Here is a 14,213-nt window from a genome sequence, read left to right as displayed (position 1 = left end):
GGGCGCGGTCAGGCGTGGCTGCGCGCGAAGATGACGGCTCCCGGGCCGTCCTCGTCCGGCCCGATGACCAGTTCGGCCTCGATCGTGAACCCCGCCTCACGAAGCCAGCCCGCGATCTTGCTCGGCCGGCGGTGGTGACTGTCAACGTTGATCGGGCGACCCGTGTAGCCCTCGGACGTATGTCGTGTCTCGTCACCGACATGAAAGCCGACCAGTAGCGGACCCCCTGGGCGCAACACTCGGCGGAACTGCTCGAACACGCCGGGCATGGCGTGGTCGGGCACGTGGATCACGGACCAGAACGCGAGTACGCCAGCGACTGAATCGTCGACCAGGTTGAGGTCGGTCATCGTCCCGACCTCGAAGCGTAGGTCGGGGTAGTCACGCCGCGCGATGGCGATCATCTCGGGCGAGATGTCGATGCCGAACGCGTCCACTCCGAGGTCGTGGAGGTGGCCGGTGACGTAGCCCGGCCCGCAGCCGACATCGGCGACTGGCCCGCCTCCGGCACCGTGCACCAACTCGGCGAACAACGCCAGGCTCGCGCGTAGGTAAGGCCTCTCACCGAGCAGTCCACGCACCTTCTCGGCATATCCGGAGGCGTCGGTGTCGTACGAGGAGCGGGTATCGGACAGCCAGGTGTCAGGCATGGGCGACACGGTAGCCAATCCGTCAACTCCGGCGCTGGCAGGGGCTGTTGATCTGCGGCGTGACTCGGCGAAGGTTGGTGGTCACCGCACTAGTCACCCTCATACAGTCGCCGACACCACCATGGATTCGGCTTCCCGTCCCAGCCTGTCCAACGGTTCGGATCTGGATTCGGAAACGTGCGGCGGCGGAACTCGGCGTCGAGACCGGTGAGCAACTGTCGCAGCTCGATGCGCGCTCGAGGTGGGAGGACGCATACGACCGCCTGCAACGCATCTTTGGCCAACGCGACATCGTCGTACTGACAGCCGGGACAGGAAGGGCATTCCGCGGCGATCAGCCTCAGCTTCTGACCCGGCCGACGGCGGAGGAACTCCCGGTAGCTGCGCAGGAACTGGGCAGTGCTGCCGGGCCGGATCTCGTGCCAATGCCCGAAGTCGCACTTGCCATGCTCAATGAGGTGAACTGCGGTGCTCATCTCGATCGACAGCCGATCGATGGATCCAAGCTCATGCACCCACTCAGGCGGCCGATGTTCCTCAAAGCGTCGTTCGGCACGGACCGCGCCCGGCCGCCTACGCGGCATCGACCTTTCGATAGATCGGCGTCATCGCGCTCATGAAGCCACAGCGTTGACAACGCCACTCTTGTTGCTGCCTGCTGGCCGCTCCGCGACTAAGCGCTGACCGCGCGATCACCGACGGGCTCACTCAATGCACTCCTCAAGGCCCAGCAGCGCAAGGACGATCACGACGGTGGGACCGCGCGTCATCAGGTCCCCGTGGCCCAATTGCACGTCAGGGCACCGAGCCCTTAAACGATCAAGACCCAGATTGGGGATCATGTCCCTGGCTTGAGCCTTCGCTGTGGAGCGGGTGACGGGAATCGAACCCGCGCTATTAGCTTGGGAAGCAAACCGAACATGGGCGTTGAGGGCCCTGACCTGCGCTCCGATGTGACCGCGAGTACCCGCTCTTGCCCCCTGTTCACCCTGGCTAATTGCACGCTAATTGCACGATCGCTGGGCGCTGACCTGGTCTTCGGCCGTCTTGTGCAGGCCACCAGCCTCCCGCAACCTGGCCACCCGTCTCGGCTCGTCGCCGAGATCGTGCCTCTAGGTGGCCCCACCCCGTGGCTCCCGAAATTATCACCGCCTTGAAAGGGCGGCCTGATCTTGACCGCTGGCCTGGCGATTCGCTGACCTGCGGGTTCATCGGCCGTCTGCCCGTGAGCGACCGTGAGTCCCCCTTGATCACCACCCTGACGGGCACGCAGCGGGCACGACCTACCGGTCGCCGAGGAAGTGTCCGACGTCAGATGCGAGGTTCTTGAGTTCCTCGCCGGGGGAGACGTACAGGTTCACGGTCACCGCCCAGTCTGTGTCCTGCTCGGCTGGTTCGGGGGATCGCAAGGTCCACGAGAGGCGGACGATATGACCGAGGTGAGCAGCTCGCAGTTCGAGTTCCTGCCTGAACGACGTCCAAACGCGCTCGTCCGGCCATCCCCGGAAGTCGTCGTCAAGTGACTGAACGAACGCCGAAAGTCCGTCGCCACCGAGTGTCTCGATGCCGATCATCGCCGAAAGCCCTGGTGCCTCGGCCTGAACATCGAACAGTACGAGCACATCATCGTCTGGCCGATGAAATGCACTGAGCCGCACGTAAGTGCCGGTCGGCCCGCGGGGAAGCGTGACCTCACGTACATTGTCGGGGGAGTTCATGGGAGCATCCTCCCGCGCCTCTCTCCGCCTGGTCATCCCGTCTGCCGTCGGCCCACCCTCCGGGGAGCGGGGCAGGGTCCAGGGGTGAAGGTGGAGCGCCCCACTGGACGAACGACCTTCGCCCCTGGACCCTGGTCTGCTCGGCTTGTCCTGGGGCGATGGCAGGCGGGATGACCAGGCTTCCACCTCAACCCTGACAGACCTTGCCCGGCGCGCCTAGCCCGGCCATCCCAGAGCCCGAGTGCCCCCGCCGGAGGCTATTACCGGTACCGATGGCCGAGCGGCTCTTTGTCTTACCTCTTTGGTTGAGTTCGCTTAGGTTGTGCGGTGATCGTGTCTGGGAGGCGTTTGCTTTTGGGCGGGTCTGACTGGGACTACGTGGTGCCCTACCAGGAAGATGTTTCAGCGGCGCTGAAGATGGCGCAGGAGAAGGCGTTCCGTGAAGGCGACTACTACTGGCCGTACGACGGCCGTTTTGGTTTGCCCGAGCGTCCTCGGCCCGACTCTGAGGATGACCTCTGGGAGGACGAGGTCGTGCAGGAAACCCTGACTCACTCGGTCCTGGACATGTTCGGTCTCTCACGGATCGGTTGGGAACCGGAGGTCCTGCACGCCGCCCCGCTAACCCCGGAGATCACGCGCGAGGTGTTCGGGTCTGAGTGGCCTACCCGTGCCGATTATGACCGTGCGTCTGATGTGATGTGGGACATCGTTGCCCGGGACCGGGGATACGGTAACGGATACGGTAGCTACGTGGTTCTGTACCGCGACGATGCTCCCGATGAGATCGCGTTCTTTGGCATCACCGGTGACTGATCGCGCGGCGGCGCGGACCCGGTGACTGCGGTCAGAGTGGCACGGAGGGCGGCCGGCGCGGTGGGCGGCCGTCCGGTCCGGCGCGTAGGGACCGGCGCCCACGCCGCACGCCCGGAGCGACGGCGCCGGGCGGCCGAGGCGGCGGCGCGACGCGCCGCCGCTCTTGATCTACAAGAGCCCAATTCGGCAGTGGCGACCTGTTCATTACGAGCCAAACGAGCAACGTCCACAATCGTCCACAGTTGGCTGCTGACCTGCCCCGCAACCGTCGCGCGGTCCACCGTCGTCCAAGCCCGTCCATACCCGCCGTTAGCAAGCCCTAGCACTCCGCCTGCATAGAACGCTGCACCCCGGTGCCCGCATGCGGCACGTGCCCGCGTCGCCCCCCGGGGACCCAAGGGTGGTCACTTGCATGCAAAGCCGATCGCACTCCGAAGCGATGGAGACGGGTCTAGGGCTGGGAGGGTCCGAAGCCGCCCCAGAAGACATACCCGGAGAGCGAGTCAACGGCCTGGGGTGCCGAGCCCGTGGAGCCTTGCGGGGTCGGCGCGAGTTTCCAGTCGCCGTCCCACCTCACAGTCGTGGTCCTGGCCATGCGGCCGCCATGCGCCGGATCCCGCGACACCGTCCCGACCACCGCGGTCTGAGGCGTGTAGGAGACGATTCGGAAGCCCGTGATCTGCGCCGCCTCCCCAGCCGGTACGACCTGGCCTGCCGCCCGTACTCGCGCGTAGGCCGCCTTGCCCTCGCCGTCCACGACCTGCTGCCCCAGGATCTTCTGCCATCCTGCCGATCGGTCGAGCCGCACGCTGATCTGCACCGCGGCGAACAGTGCCCCTCGCGGCGTATGCGCATAACAGCGCGCGATGTCGCCCTGGACGATCAGTGGCCCGACCGACGGCGAGAACGGCACCGCGACGCCCTTGAAGCGCTCCCAATGCACCTGCCTTGGCGCCGTCCGGGGAACGTCCTGGTGGCTGTTGTCGGGAGTGCACGCGCGCGCCCTCACCGAACTCGTGGCCGGGGGCGCCGGCTTCGTCGTGACCGCCGCGGTCTCCTCGTGGCCCTTCCCTGTGCAACCGGCGACGGCCAGGACCACGAGGCCGACAACGAGTGGAAGGCAGGCTCTCTTGAACAAGTGGGGCCCATTTCGCGCGGCGGATCTAACACGAACAAGCCGACATACTAAGCCCTCCATCGGTGAGGGCCTGGACGCGCTTCTTCGGAGCGAGCAGGGGCTGGCCGACAACGATGACGATGACGATGACGACAGCCTGGCGGGAGCGCTGGTCCCGGTGGCGTAATCGCCCGCTAATCGCCGGTCGGTGATGACGGCGATAAAAGATCAAGGCTCAGGTCTGGGGGATCATGTCCCTGGCCTGGGCCTTCACTGTGGAGCGGGTGACGGGAATCGAACCCGCGCTATTAGCTTGGGAAGCAGACCGATCTTCACCGCCAGGGCCGTTGAGCTGCCCGGGAACGTACTCGCGAGTGACCCCTACTGCCCCCTCCTCACCCTGGCTAATTGCACGCTAATTGCACGGCACCAAGGGCGCTGGGCTGCGCGTTCGTAGCATCGCGTGCCACCGAGCCGGAGTGCTCGTTCGCGCGAACGGCGAGACGGTGTGACAGACCTCGGCGCGCGAACGAGTGCTCCGGGACGCGGGGGGCTGGGGGCTGCGGAGCCCCCAGAATCGGGCACGATCAACTGCCGTCGCCGTTGACTGCCTTTGCGCATCCCATACGCTCGGCAACGGGCAGGAGGGCGCCACCCGCGAGGCTACCTATGGCCATGTGGATTACGCCGGAGCCTTCATCCACTTCGGTACCTCCTTCGTCCTGCCTGCGCTTGATCATGTCCAACAGGTGGTTGCCGAGGACTGTGAGTGCGATCAGAGCCAGACATCCGAGAGAGGAAGCCTCGGCCGGCATCGAACCGGCTTCCTGCCCCGTAGCCCAACGAACGGGACGACTACTTTGACGATCAGTCCGTGCGACTGGTTCCCGCACTGGCATCTTGATCCGTAGAAGAATCACGACTGTTCACAGCCGTACGGGTTCGACGTCATGCCCGGCTCAAGGCCGTCCCAGACGCGCCGTCGGTTCCTCACAGGTCCACGGTTGTCCAGGGCCGTTGTTAGTCGTCGGTTTCCCTGCGGGGGACGCCCTGCGGGCGTGAAAATCGGTGGTGGTTGCTCGCTGACGTCGTACGTGCTTGGTGCTGTGAGCCCGTGTGTTAGTCAGACGCTGGGAGCCGCTCTCAGGGGTCCTGCATTGTTGCCTTGAGCACGCGATTCCGCCTCTGCTGTCCCCGGTTGGCTCCTGCGGGCAACCACCGGAATCTCTGTCGTTGGCCGCGCCGGAGAGGACGATCTGGTGAACGAGTCCATCGAAGAGGCGGCCGAGTTGGTGCAGCGGGTGGCTGCGCTCGACATCGGCAAGGCGTCGCTGGTGGCGTGCGTGCGGGTTCCGCACGACACCAACCCGGGTAAGCGCCGGCAAGAGACCCGCACGTTCGCCACGACCACATCATCGCTGCTGGGGTTGCGGGACTGGTTGGTGTGCCAGGGCGTGACCCGGTGCGTGATGGAGGCGACCTCGACGTACTGGAAGCCGCCGTTTTACCTGCTGGAAGACGACATCGAGTGCTGGGTCGTCAACGCCCGCGACGTCAAGAACGTGCCCGGCCGCCCGAAGACCGACAGATTGGATGCCGTCTGGCTGTGCAAACTGGCCGAGCGCGGGATGCTCCGCCCGTCGTTCGTCCCGCCGCCCTGGCAGCGGGAGCTACGGGACTTGTGCCGGTACCGGCGCACCCTGATTCGGGAACGGACCCGGGAGAAGCAGCGGGCCGAGAAGCTGATGGAAGACACCCAGATCAAGCTGTCCAGCGTGATCTCCGACATGTTCGGGGTGTCGGGCCGGCAGATGCTCGAGGCGCTCATCGCGGGGCAGCGTGACCCGAAGGTGCTCGCCGACATGGCGCGGGGCTCCATGCGCGCCAAGATCAGTGTCCTGCGGGAGGCGCTGACCGGGCATTTCCGCGATCACCACGGCTATCTGCTGCGCATGATGCTGGAGCGTATCGATGCGTTGAGCGCCCAGATCCACCAGCTCGACGCCAGGATCGACCAGGCGCTGCTCCCTTTCGCCCATCAGGTGGCCCAGCTGGATGAGATCCCTGGTGTCGGCAGAACCGGCGCCCAGGAGATCATCGCCGAGATCGGGCTGGATATGGAGCGCTTCCCCACCGCCGGCCACCTGGTGTCCTGGGCCAAGTTCGCACCCAAGGCCAAACAGTCCGCGGGCAGGAACAAATCCAGCTCCACCGGCAAGGGCAACCCCTGGATCGGCGGCACCCTCGGTGAAGCCGCGATGGCAGCCTCACGGACCAAGACGTTCCTGGGATCGCGCTACCGCAGGGTCGCCAAACGACGAGGCAAGAAACGCGCCCTGGTCGCCCTCGGAAACTCCATCCTCACCATCACCTACCACCTGCTGTCCGACCCCCACGCCCACTTCGCCGACCTCGGCGCCGACTACCACGACCGGCTCACCCCCGAACGCCGCAAACGCCAACTGATCCGCGAACTCGAACGCCTATCCGGCCGGAAAGTCACCCTCCAACAGGCCGCCTGACACCGCTGCCCCAAACCCGGCTCCGCTAACGCTCCGCCGGGTGCTGCCGCCTGCCCAGCTGAGCTCCGATTTTCGATTCAGCAATCGCGTTAGCAGGCTCGGAGCCGTGCGCGGGCCGGCACCGCCCGCCTCGTGCCCATGCTCCTGAGTCGTCATCCTCGTAGCTGCCTGACCGTAGGCCGGAGTGGAGTGGGTCAAGGATCGGGGTAGCCGATGCGTAAGCGACGCCGTAGGCGCCCTTGATACGGTCCGTGGAGGCCGGAGACTGGTCGCGTCGAGGAAGACGGCGCCCAGAACGTTTGCGGCTCGTGGCCCCCGGCCGTAATCCCCTCGATGCGAACTATCGGCGGCCCCAAACGTCGGGCGCTCCCGGGGCTGGTTGGGGTGTGCATTGGGTTGCGGTGAGGGCAGACCGTGTGCGGTGGTGTTGCTGTACTTCCGTGCTGTACCGCAGTGGCTCTAACCTGCGGCAGGACCTCGTATTTCGAGGGCAATCCTGACCCATACCGCAGGGCTGGCCACGGCCCGAGGAACGGAAGCGGGGGCGGCAGCGAGACCCCCCGCCCCTGACTGCTCCCAGCCACCCACGACGGCGATCGTCTTGAACATTAGCTTGGGAAGTCACTTCCAACGCTCGCCGCTTACCTGTGGAATCGCTGACCTGCGCCAATGCGACGACATCCCCGTAAGTGACCGTACGTTCCCCTGATTGTTTGCTCTAACGGGCACGGTGAGCAGGGCAAGGGGCGAACCGCCGACTTTCCGAGATCCACTGTGCCTTCGAGAGTCCTCAGCATCTGCGGAACACGGGAATCCCAACGCCCCTTGATCGGAGCGCCGGAGGCTCCCGGGCCTCCTCCGCCGTTAACCAGCTCCACAACCGCGAGCGAAAGCAATCACGTCGGTTTGTCGCGCGTCAGAATTAGCGGCGCAGGAGTTAGTTGGGATTCCTGGGCCTGGAAGAGAGACGCATCGTGAGTCGCCCCCCTCAGTTTCCCGTCGAGGACAAGCTGCGGATTGTGTTGTCCGTGCTGGTGGGTGAGATGACCATTGCCGAGGTTGCTCGGCGGAACAAGATCTCCGAGACCTCGATTGGCAAGTGGGAAGGCCCAGTTCCTGGAGGCCGGTAAGCAGGGCCTGGCCGCCGGTGGTGCTGGCGGGCCATCCAGCCGTGAGGAGCAACTGGAGGCCGAAATCGCCGAGCTGCATACCGCCCTGGGTGAGGCGCATGCGCAGCTGTGGGTGTGGAAGAAGTCGGCCGAGGGACGCCTGGCCCCTTCGAGGACCTCGAGATGATCCGCCAAGACGCGGCGATGCCGGTCTCGAGGTTTTGTGAGCTGGTAGGCATCCCGCGCCGCACCTACACCCGCTGGCGTGCCAAGGCCCGCCGTGGTGCCGCCGGGAAGGGGCCCTGGCCGGCACCGGTGGTCGAGGAGATCGAGCCCGTGGCGGCCGAGTACGCGGCTGATTGGCCGTCCAGGGGCCACCGCAAGATCCACTGGCTGATGGCCGCTGATGGGATCGAGGTGTCGGCCTCGAGCGTGGAGCGGGCGATGCGCCGCTGTGGCCTGCTCCGGCCGATCGACTACCAGGGCGAACGACGGCAGCTCGCCCAGGCCCGCAAGGCGGCGTTCGCCGATCCGCCCACCGGGCCGAACCAGGTGTGGCAGCTGGACTTCTCCGAGTACGAGACCACCACCGGCGGCATCTGGCGGCTGGCCGGGGTCACCGACTACTTCACAAAGTACGAGCACGGGTGGCACATCGCCCCGACCTGCACCGGGGCGGATGCGATCGCTGCGGTCGTGCTCGCGATCGACCAGGCCGAGGCCCTTGCCGGGTGTCGGCTCCAGAAGGCCCTGGCCGATCCCGTCACCGGCGAGGTCCGCAAGATCAAGCTGGTGACCGACAACGGATCAGCGTTTAAAGGAGCAGCGTTCGCCCGCTTCATCGCCGCCCGCACCGAGTTCGTCCACATCCGCACCCGGCGCAGGTCACCCGGCCAGAACGGGGTGCGTGAGCGGGCGTTCGCCCACTCAACTCCGCCTGGTCGTAGGCGACTACAGACGGTGTTCTAAGGGGAGGTTGCCCGTCTCGCTCCGGAGTGCTCGTCCGCGCGAGCGATGGGACGGTGTGACAGAGCTTCCCGCGCGGACGAGTGCACCGGCCCGCGGGGGTCTGGGGGCGGCGAAGCCCCCAGAGGCGCGCTCGCTCGACCACGGGGAGAATCGCGTCAGGAACCACGTAGCCTCTCAACGTGACCTCGAGCCCCGACCTCACGAAGACGCGCCTGCGCGTGTCTGTCGTTGCTCGGTCCGGTGAGGTCGAGCTGAAGGGCCGGGCAGTCAAGGTGGCCCCTGGGCCGATCGTCCTGAGCGTCGTCGGCCACGCCAGCCGAAGGATCCGCGTCGATGGCACGGACCGTCGGCTCTCGGGCGGAACGACGGGCGTCCTCGCGCTCGACTACACGCGCTCGACGGGCTTCCACAGAGTCGAGGTCGACGGTCAGGCATTTTGGTTCGCTACCGAGGACCACAAGCTGCGTCTCCAGGGCATCACACGGATGTTGAGCCATCTCCAGAGCCTTGGGACCGGATGGACTGGTCAGGCCCTGTTCTCCGACGGCAGCGGCTACCTGGACCCCCACGTCGTCTACGGGTGGTTCGACGCCAACGCGGACGAGGCGCTGGACGCCATCGAGACCGTGCTCGCCGCACCGCGTACCGAAGAGGTCTCGGTCCGGGTGTTGAGCCGCCGTGGGGGGAGTTCGGTCCTCGCTGTCCCGACGATGCGGTTCCTCAGATCCGACCCTCGGAAGAACGTGATCGAGCAGGAAGACGGCTTGCTGACCGCTGCGGGTAAGACATACACGCCGACCCGAGTGGTCGCGCGTCGACGCCAGCGCACGGTTGACACCGTGGCCAACCGCCGCGCTGTGCACCTGCTCGGTCTCATCCACCGCCTGCTGTCCGAGGTGATGCGCACGGAGCTCCCCTCCAGACCTCGAGCTCGGTGCCGTCTGTGGCGGGAGCGCGTCGGGCGGCTCTCCACCCAGCCGCTCGCGGTCAAGCTCCGGCTGAAGCCGAGTGCCCTGGCAGCGCCGCGCCACGGCCCCGAATACACCGATCGCAGCTATATCAAAGTCTTCGACCTCACGAGGACGGTCGGTGAGTTCGGATGGTCGGCTAGCGTGGACCCGGCCCGCCGGTACAGCTACATCGAGAGTGCCGACCGGATCTATCAGGCTTACGCCGCACACCGCGTCGCGTCGGTGCTCGGACTCACCCAGACGTTCGGCGCATTCGGGTCTAACCCGCTCGCATTCACAGGTCCTGACTTCGACCTGTACTACGACACGGTTCCGCCTGCTGAGGTTATCGCCTCGTGGCGAGCCCGGACTCCGGTCCCTGACACGTCGAAGCCCGATCTGCTGCTCCACGAGAAGGCGACGAGCAAGGTCGCTGTGCTCGACGCCAAGTACAGGGTCGGAAAGGACGGCCACGCCTCGGAAGATAGCCGGAAGGAGGTCGCCGCGTACCAGAGCCTCTATGGGCTCTCGGCAGTCACGATCCTCTACCCGGGTGTGGACCGGGAGGCAAGGGTGATCACGGACCATGACAAGAGCGTCGTCGAGATTCCCGTCGTCGGCCCGGACGACGGGCTGGAGGAGGCGATTGTCCACGTCCTGGACCGGCTGGAGTCGCCCCCGTACGTGTAGATGCCTCAGAGAAGCGGCAGGAGCTCGTCAGAAGGTCCGGCCATCGTCTGGTCGATCAGGCGACCGATCTCCTCGGCGTTGGGTAGCGTCGCTGACGCTGCGAGGAGAGGTTGCACGTCGGAGTGTGTTCCCCGAAGCTGATGCACTAGCTTGTCGGCAACGGCGTTGCCCAGGGCGGTCAGCTCGGCTACTGCGTCCCGCTCCGCCATCACGAGCGCCATCACGATGTCCCGAAGGATTCCGAGCGTGAACCATGACCGACCGCTCGCGGTCTCGAGGACAGCGTTGGCGACACTCACAAGTGCCTGCTGGGCCTCCGCGCTGAAGTCCGCGCTGCCGGACACTGAGCGGAGCGCCGTGAGTCTGAGCGAGTCGAACTGCGACGCCCGTCCTGCGCTCTTGCGATCCTCGACGCGATTTCGTTCGTTGGTGATCAGCGCCTCAATGACGCCTGCGACGGCGGTGTCCGGGTCGTCCTCGTAGCGGTCGCCGAGAACGTTGGGCATAGTGATCGTGGTCGATCTGCGTTTGGTCGGCGAGCTCACCCGGGTGCGGGTCTCAGGCTCGTCGCGGAAAGAGTTGCAGGTCGCGAGGACGAAAGTGTCGATCGGCAGGTTGGCGACCTCTCCGTTCGGTAGTCGGACGAGCCTCTCGCGCTCCTGGGTGGCAACGAGGACCGCCGACAGATAGGTCTCGACCGAGGCCAGATTGAACTCCTCGAAGATCACGACGCGGGCTTCAAGCGGTGCGTCGTCGAGGAGGATCTCGCGGGCGAAGTCCTGCAGATGGACAGTCCCGTCGAGCCGCTCGTAGCCGATCAGCTCGGCCTCGTCGAAGTCGGCTCGCACAGGGATTAGCAGCGGTGCGTCCAGATCGAACTCCTGCTCCATCGCACTTCCCAGGAGGGTGGCGAACAGGGTCTTTCCCGTCCCGGGCTGGCCCACGAGCACGACCAGCCTGGCTTGTTCCGGTGGCGGTGCTCTCAGTGTCGATGCGCGCTCGAGGTGGGAGGACGCATACGACCGCCTGCAACGCATCTCTGGCCAACGCGACATCGTCGTACTGACAGCCGGGACAGGAAGGGCATTCCGCGGCGATCAGCCTCAGCTTCTGACCAGGCCAAAGCCCGAGGAACGGAAGCGGGAGCCCCTAGCCAGAACGGCGCTCAACCACTCACGGCTGCCGTCTTGAACATTAGCTTGGGAATCAGACCGATCCTGCCCGTCATGGGCGCTGACCTGGTCTTGGGCGTGACCACGAGTATCCGTTCTTGGCCCCTGTTCACCCTCGCTAATTGCACGCTAGTTGCACGAGCCCGGCGCTTGACGGGTCACGCCGCAGCGTGCGGAGTGATCCCCACCACGAGTTCAGCGTCCATCGCCCCGGCAAGCCGCTCCAAGACCGGGATGGTCGGCACCGTACCGCCGGCTTCTAGACGGGACAATGCGGGCTGTGTCATCCCTGCCCGCTTGGCCAGCTCGGTCTGGGAGAGGCCGAGCGCAAGCCTGCGCTCCCGTACCGCCTTACCGATCGCGATGGCGCGCTTGGCCTCGTCGTACCCAGCCCGAACTTCCGCGCTGTCGCGACCACGGCGGCCAAGGTCCCACTGGGCGTGCTCACTCATGATCAGACCTCCCTGTCGTAGACACGTCCGGCGTGGCCGTGCTCGGCCTCGCACTCCTTCTGGGCACGCTTGGCTCGCTCCACCTCAGCGGTCTCCCTGCCCCTGGTCTTCCGGAAGACCGTGAGCAAGATGACCCGTCGGCCCGGCCCGAGCCAGTACGAGACGCGCATGTCTAACGGGTGCAACGGGATACGCAACTCCCGCACGCCGTCGCCGAGATGCCGCGCATACGGTTCACTCAGCGTCTGAGCTTCCTCTGCCAGCATCTCGGCGTACGCCATCACACGGCCATACTCCCGATCAGTGAGGGAGTCCAGCCAAGCCTCGACCTCAGGCTCGATCTCGATGACATACAAGAGCCCCATGCATCTAATGGTATATGCATCCTGTGCTATGAGGCCAGCGGGTGACAACCGAGACTGCCGACTACGAGGTGATGCGCCAAGCAACGCCGGCTAACAGGAGCCGTACATCGCCGCGGTCTGTTGGTGGCGTCTTGCTCGCGAGATCACAGGAACGATCAAGGCCCAGGTTGGGGATCATGTCCCTGGCCTGGGCCTTCGCTGTTGAGCGGGTGACGGGAATCGAACCCGCGCTATTAGCTTGGGAAGCTAATGTTCTGCCATTGAACTACACCCGCGTTGGCCGCCCGCTGGAAGGCGACCGTCCGCACATGCTACCGGAAGCCGACCGTACCGCGAGACCGCGCGTACCGCCACGAGTGGTCCGTCGGACCCGGTAGTTTTCTGACGTGCTGCTCTCCGATCGCGACATCCGAGCTGAGCTGGAGTCCGGACGGGTCAAGATCGACCCGTACGATCCCGGCATGGTCCAGCCGTCCAGTGTGGACGTGCGCCTTGACCGCTACTTCCGGGTGTTCGAGAACCACAAGTACCCGCACATCGATCCGGCCGAGGAGCAGTCCGACCTGACCCGGCTCGTCGAGGTCGAGGGGAACAACGACGCGTTCATCCTGCACCCCGGGGAGTTCGTCCTCGCGTCGACGTACGAGATCTTCGCGCTGCCCGACAACATCGCGGCCCGGCTGGAGGGCAAGAGCTCGCTCGGGCGCCTCGGGCTGCTGACCCACTCCACCGCGGGCTGGATCGATCCGGGCTTCACCGGCCACGTCACGCTGGAGCTGTCCAACGTCGCCACGCTGCCGATCAAGCTGTGGCCGGGCATGAAGATCGGCCAGATGTGCCTGTTCCGTACCAGCTCGCCCGCCGAGCACCCGTACGGCTCCTCCCAGTACGGCTCGCGCTACCAGGACCAGCGCGGCCCGACGCCGTCTCGCTCCTACCTCAACTTCCACCGTACGAAGGTCTGACCCGAGGGGCCGGCCATGCGACTGTCGACGCGCCGCCGTGCGGCCGTTCCGACCCTGAGCCTGCCTGAGGGCGTCGGTATCGACGAGGTCGAACGGCTTCTGCGGCGGTACGACCCGTACGCCCGGCGCAGGCGCCGCAGGATCACGGTGGCCGGGCAGATCTCGGTCGTCTGCGACGGTGAGACGCTGAAGGTGAGGAACAGGGCACATCAGCCGAGCGGGGCGTACCGGCTGGCCCGGGCCCTGCACCACCACCTCGGCGGCACCTGGTCGGTGGAGCCGCCCGCGCCCGGAGAGCACGACGAGCCGATCGAGGACATGCTGCGGGTCTACGTCCCGCGCACGCTGCTGCCCGTTGAGCCGGCCACGCTGCTGCGTCCCTTCCTGCCGAGTGTGGCGATCCGGGAGGACGCCGCGCTGGGGCTCTTCTGGTTCATCGACGAGAACAGCGAACTGACCGTCTCGGCCCGGGAGGTGCACGCGGCCGATCGGGGATCACTCGCCGCCGCGCTCGGGCCGCTGGCGCAGTCCAACGCCCTGTACGAGTGCGGGATCGACGACGTGCACGGGCCCACCGAGCGGACGGCGGAACAGGCCTGGCGGATCGCGGAGGCATTCGCGGAAATGGGCTCGGTTGCGATCGACCGATACGGCTTCCGCGTCACCAGTGGCGCCGACCTCATGTCCCCCGAGCGGGGCTGACAACGCCCTGAGCTGC

At 66.1% G+C, this 14,213-nt stretch carries 14 protein-coding genes and 1 tRNA gene; 7 read left to right on the top strand and 8 right to left on the bottom strand.

The window, feature by feature from the left end; genetic code table 11:
- Positions 1 to 8: 8 nt before the first annotated feature.
- The 3 genes from HKK74_RS15555 to HKK74_RS15545 all read right to left on the bottom strand — a co-directional run bounded on the left by HKK74_RS15555 (position 9) and on the right by HKK74_RS15545 (position 2,368).
- The gene (locus tag HKK74_RS15555) at positions 9 to 650 is read right to left on the bottom strand and encodes a class I SAM-dependent methyltransferase (RefSeq protein ID WP_187243923.1); all 642 of its coding nucleotides are present in this window, start codon (positions 648 to 650) and stop codon (positions 9 to 11) included.
- Between the two features lie 89 nt (positions 651 to 739).
- Positions 740 to 1,165, bottom strand: coding sequence for a hypothetical protein (locus HKK74_RS15550; RefSeq protein ID WP_187243922.1), 426 nt, complete (start codon positions 1,163 to 1,165; stop codon positions 740 to 742).
- Positions 1,166 to 1,933: 768 nt separating this feature from the next.
- Positions 1,934 to 2,368, bottom strand: a complete 435-nt coding sequence (locus tag HKK74_RS15545) for a DUF6228 family protein (RefSeq protein WP_187243921.1) — start codon at positions 2,366 to 2,368, stop codon at positions 1,934 to 1,936.
- 381 nt (positions 2,369 to 2,749) lie between these two features.
- On the opposite strand from HKK74_RS15545, the gene HKK74_RS15540 reads away from it, so the two are divergent.
- Positions 2,750 to 3,184 (top strand): hypothetical protein, encoded by a 435-nt coding sequence (locus HKK74_RS15540; RefSeq protein ID WP_222722293.1) that lies wholly within the window; start codon positions 2,750 to 2,752, stop codon positions 3,182 to 3,184.
- Between the two features lie 451 nt (positions 3,185 to 3,635).
- Here HKK74_RS15540 and HKK74_RS15535 read toward each other — a convergent pair whose 3' ends face one another.
- Positions 3,636 to 4,322, bottom strand: coding sequence for a DUF8175 domain-containg protein (locus tag HKK74_RS15535; RefSeq protein WP_187243919.1), 687 nt, complete (start codon positions 4,320 to 4,322; stop codon positions 3,636 to 3,638).
- 1,238 nt (positions 4,323 to 5,560) lie between these two features.
- On the opposite strand from HKK74_RS15535, the gene HKK74_RS15530 reads away from it, so the two are divergent.
- From HKK74_RS15530 to HKK74_RS15520, 4 genes are all read left to right on the top strand, one after another.
- Complete coding sequence (locus HKK74_RS15530) at positions 5,561 to 6,823, top strand: IS110 family RNA-guided transposase (protein WP_222722292.1); 1,263 nt, start codon at positions 5,561 to 5,563, stop codon at positions 6,821 to 6,823.
- Positions 6,824 to 7,797: 974 nt separating this feature from the next.
- Complete coding sequence (locus HKK74_RS42125; RefSeq protein WP_425544368.1) at positions 7,798 to 7,953, top strand: transposase; 156 nt, start codon at positions 7,798 to 7,800, stop codon at positions 7,951 to 7,953.
- Between the two features lie 162 nt (positions 7,954 to 8,115).
- Entirely contained in the window at positions 8,116 to 8,901 is a 786-nt protein-coding gene (locus HKK74_RS15525; RefSeq protein WP_222722291.1) for a DDE-type integrase/transposase/recombinase, read from the top strand.
- Positions 8,902 to 9,080: 179 nt separating this feature from the next.
- Positions 9,081 to 10,541, top strand: a complete 1,461-nt coding sequence (locus HKK74_RS15520; protein ID WP_187243918.1) for a DUF2357 domain-containing protein — start codon at positions 9,081 to 9,083, stop codon at positions 10,539 to 10,541.
- A gap of 5 nt (positions 10,542 to 10,546) precedes the next feature.
- On the opposite strand, the gene HKK74_RS15515 is transcribed toward HKK74_RS15520, so the two are convergent.
- From HKK74_RS15515 to HKK74_RS15500, 4 genes are all read right to left on the bottom strand, one after another.
- Positions 10,547 to 11,578, bottom strand: a complete 1,032-nt coding sequence (locus HKK74_RS15515; protein ID WP_246491618.1) for an AAA family ATPase — start codon at positions 11,576 to 11,578, stop codon at positions 10,547 to 10,549.
- A 293-nt stretch (positions 11,579 to 11,871) separates the two neighbouring features.
- Entirely contained in the window at positions 11,872 to 12,165 is a 294-nt protein-coding gene (gene relB / locus HKK74_RS15510) for a type II toxin-antitoxin system RelB family anti-toxin (RefSeq protein ID WP_187243916.1), read from the bottom strand.
- Positions 12,166 to 12,167: 2 nt separating this feature from the next.
- Complete coding sequence (locus tag HKK74_RS15505; RefSeq protein WP_187243915.1) at positions 12,168 to 12,530, bottom strand: type II toxin-antitoxin system RelE/ParE family toxin; 363 nt, start codon at positions 12,528 to 12,530, stop codon at positions 12,168 to 12,170.
- A gap of 204 nt (positions 12,531 to 12,734) precedes the next feature.
- Positions 12,735 to 12,805 (bottom strand) — tRNA-Gly (locus HKK74_RS15500).
- A gap of 111 nt (positions 12,806 to 12,916) precedes the next feature.
- On the opposite strand from HKK74_RS15500, the gene dcd reads away from it, so the two are divergent.
- Together dcd and HKK74_RS15490 are read left to right on the top strand one after the other, a co-directional pair.
- Positions 12,917 to 13,495 (top strand): dCTP deaminase, encoded by a 579-nt coding sequence (gene dcd, locus HKK74_RS15495; protein ID WP_187243914.1) that lies wholly within the window; start codon positions 12,917 to 12,919, stop codon positions 13,493 to 13,495.
- 15 nt (positions 13,496 to 13,510) lie between these two features.
- The gene (locus tag HKK74_RS15490) at positions 13,511 to 14,197 is read left to right on the top strand and encodes a hypothetical protein (RefSeq protein WP_187243913.1); all 687 of its coding nucleotides are present in this window, start codon (positions 13,511 to 13,513) and stop codon (positions 14,195 to 14,197) included.
- The last annotated feature ends 16 nt before the right edge of the window (positions 14,198 to 14,213 follow it).

It is taken from the genome of Actinomadura alba (assembly GCF_014323705.1).
GTDB lineage: Bacteria > Actinomycetota > Actinomycetes > Streptosporangiales > Streptosporangiaceae > Actinomadura_C > Actinomadura_C alba.
The sequence above is the reverse complement of the archived record's forward strand: the minus strand, read 5'-3'. Positions and strand labels throughout refer to the sequence as shown.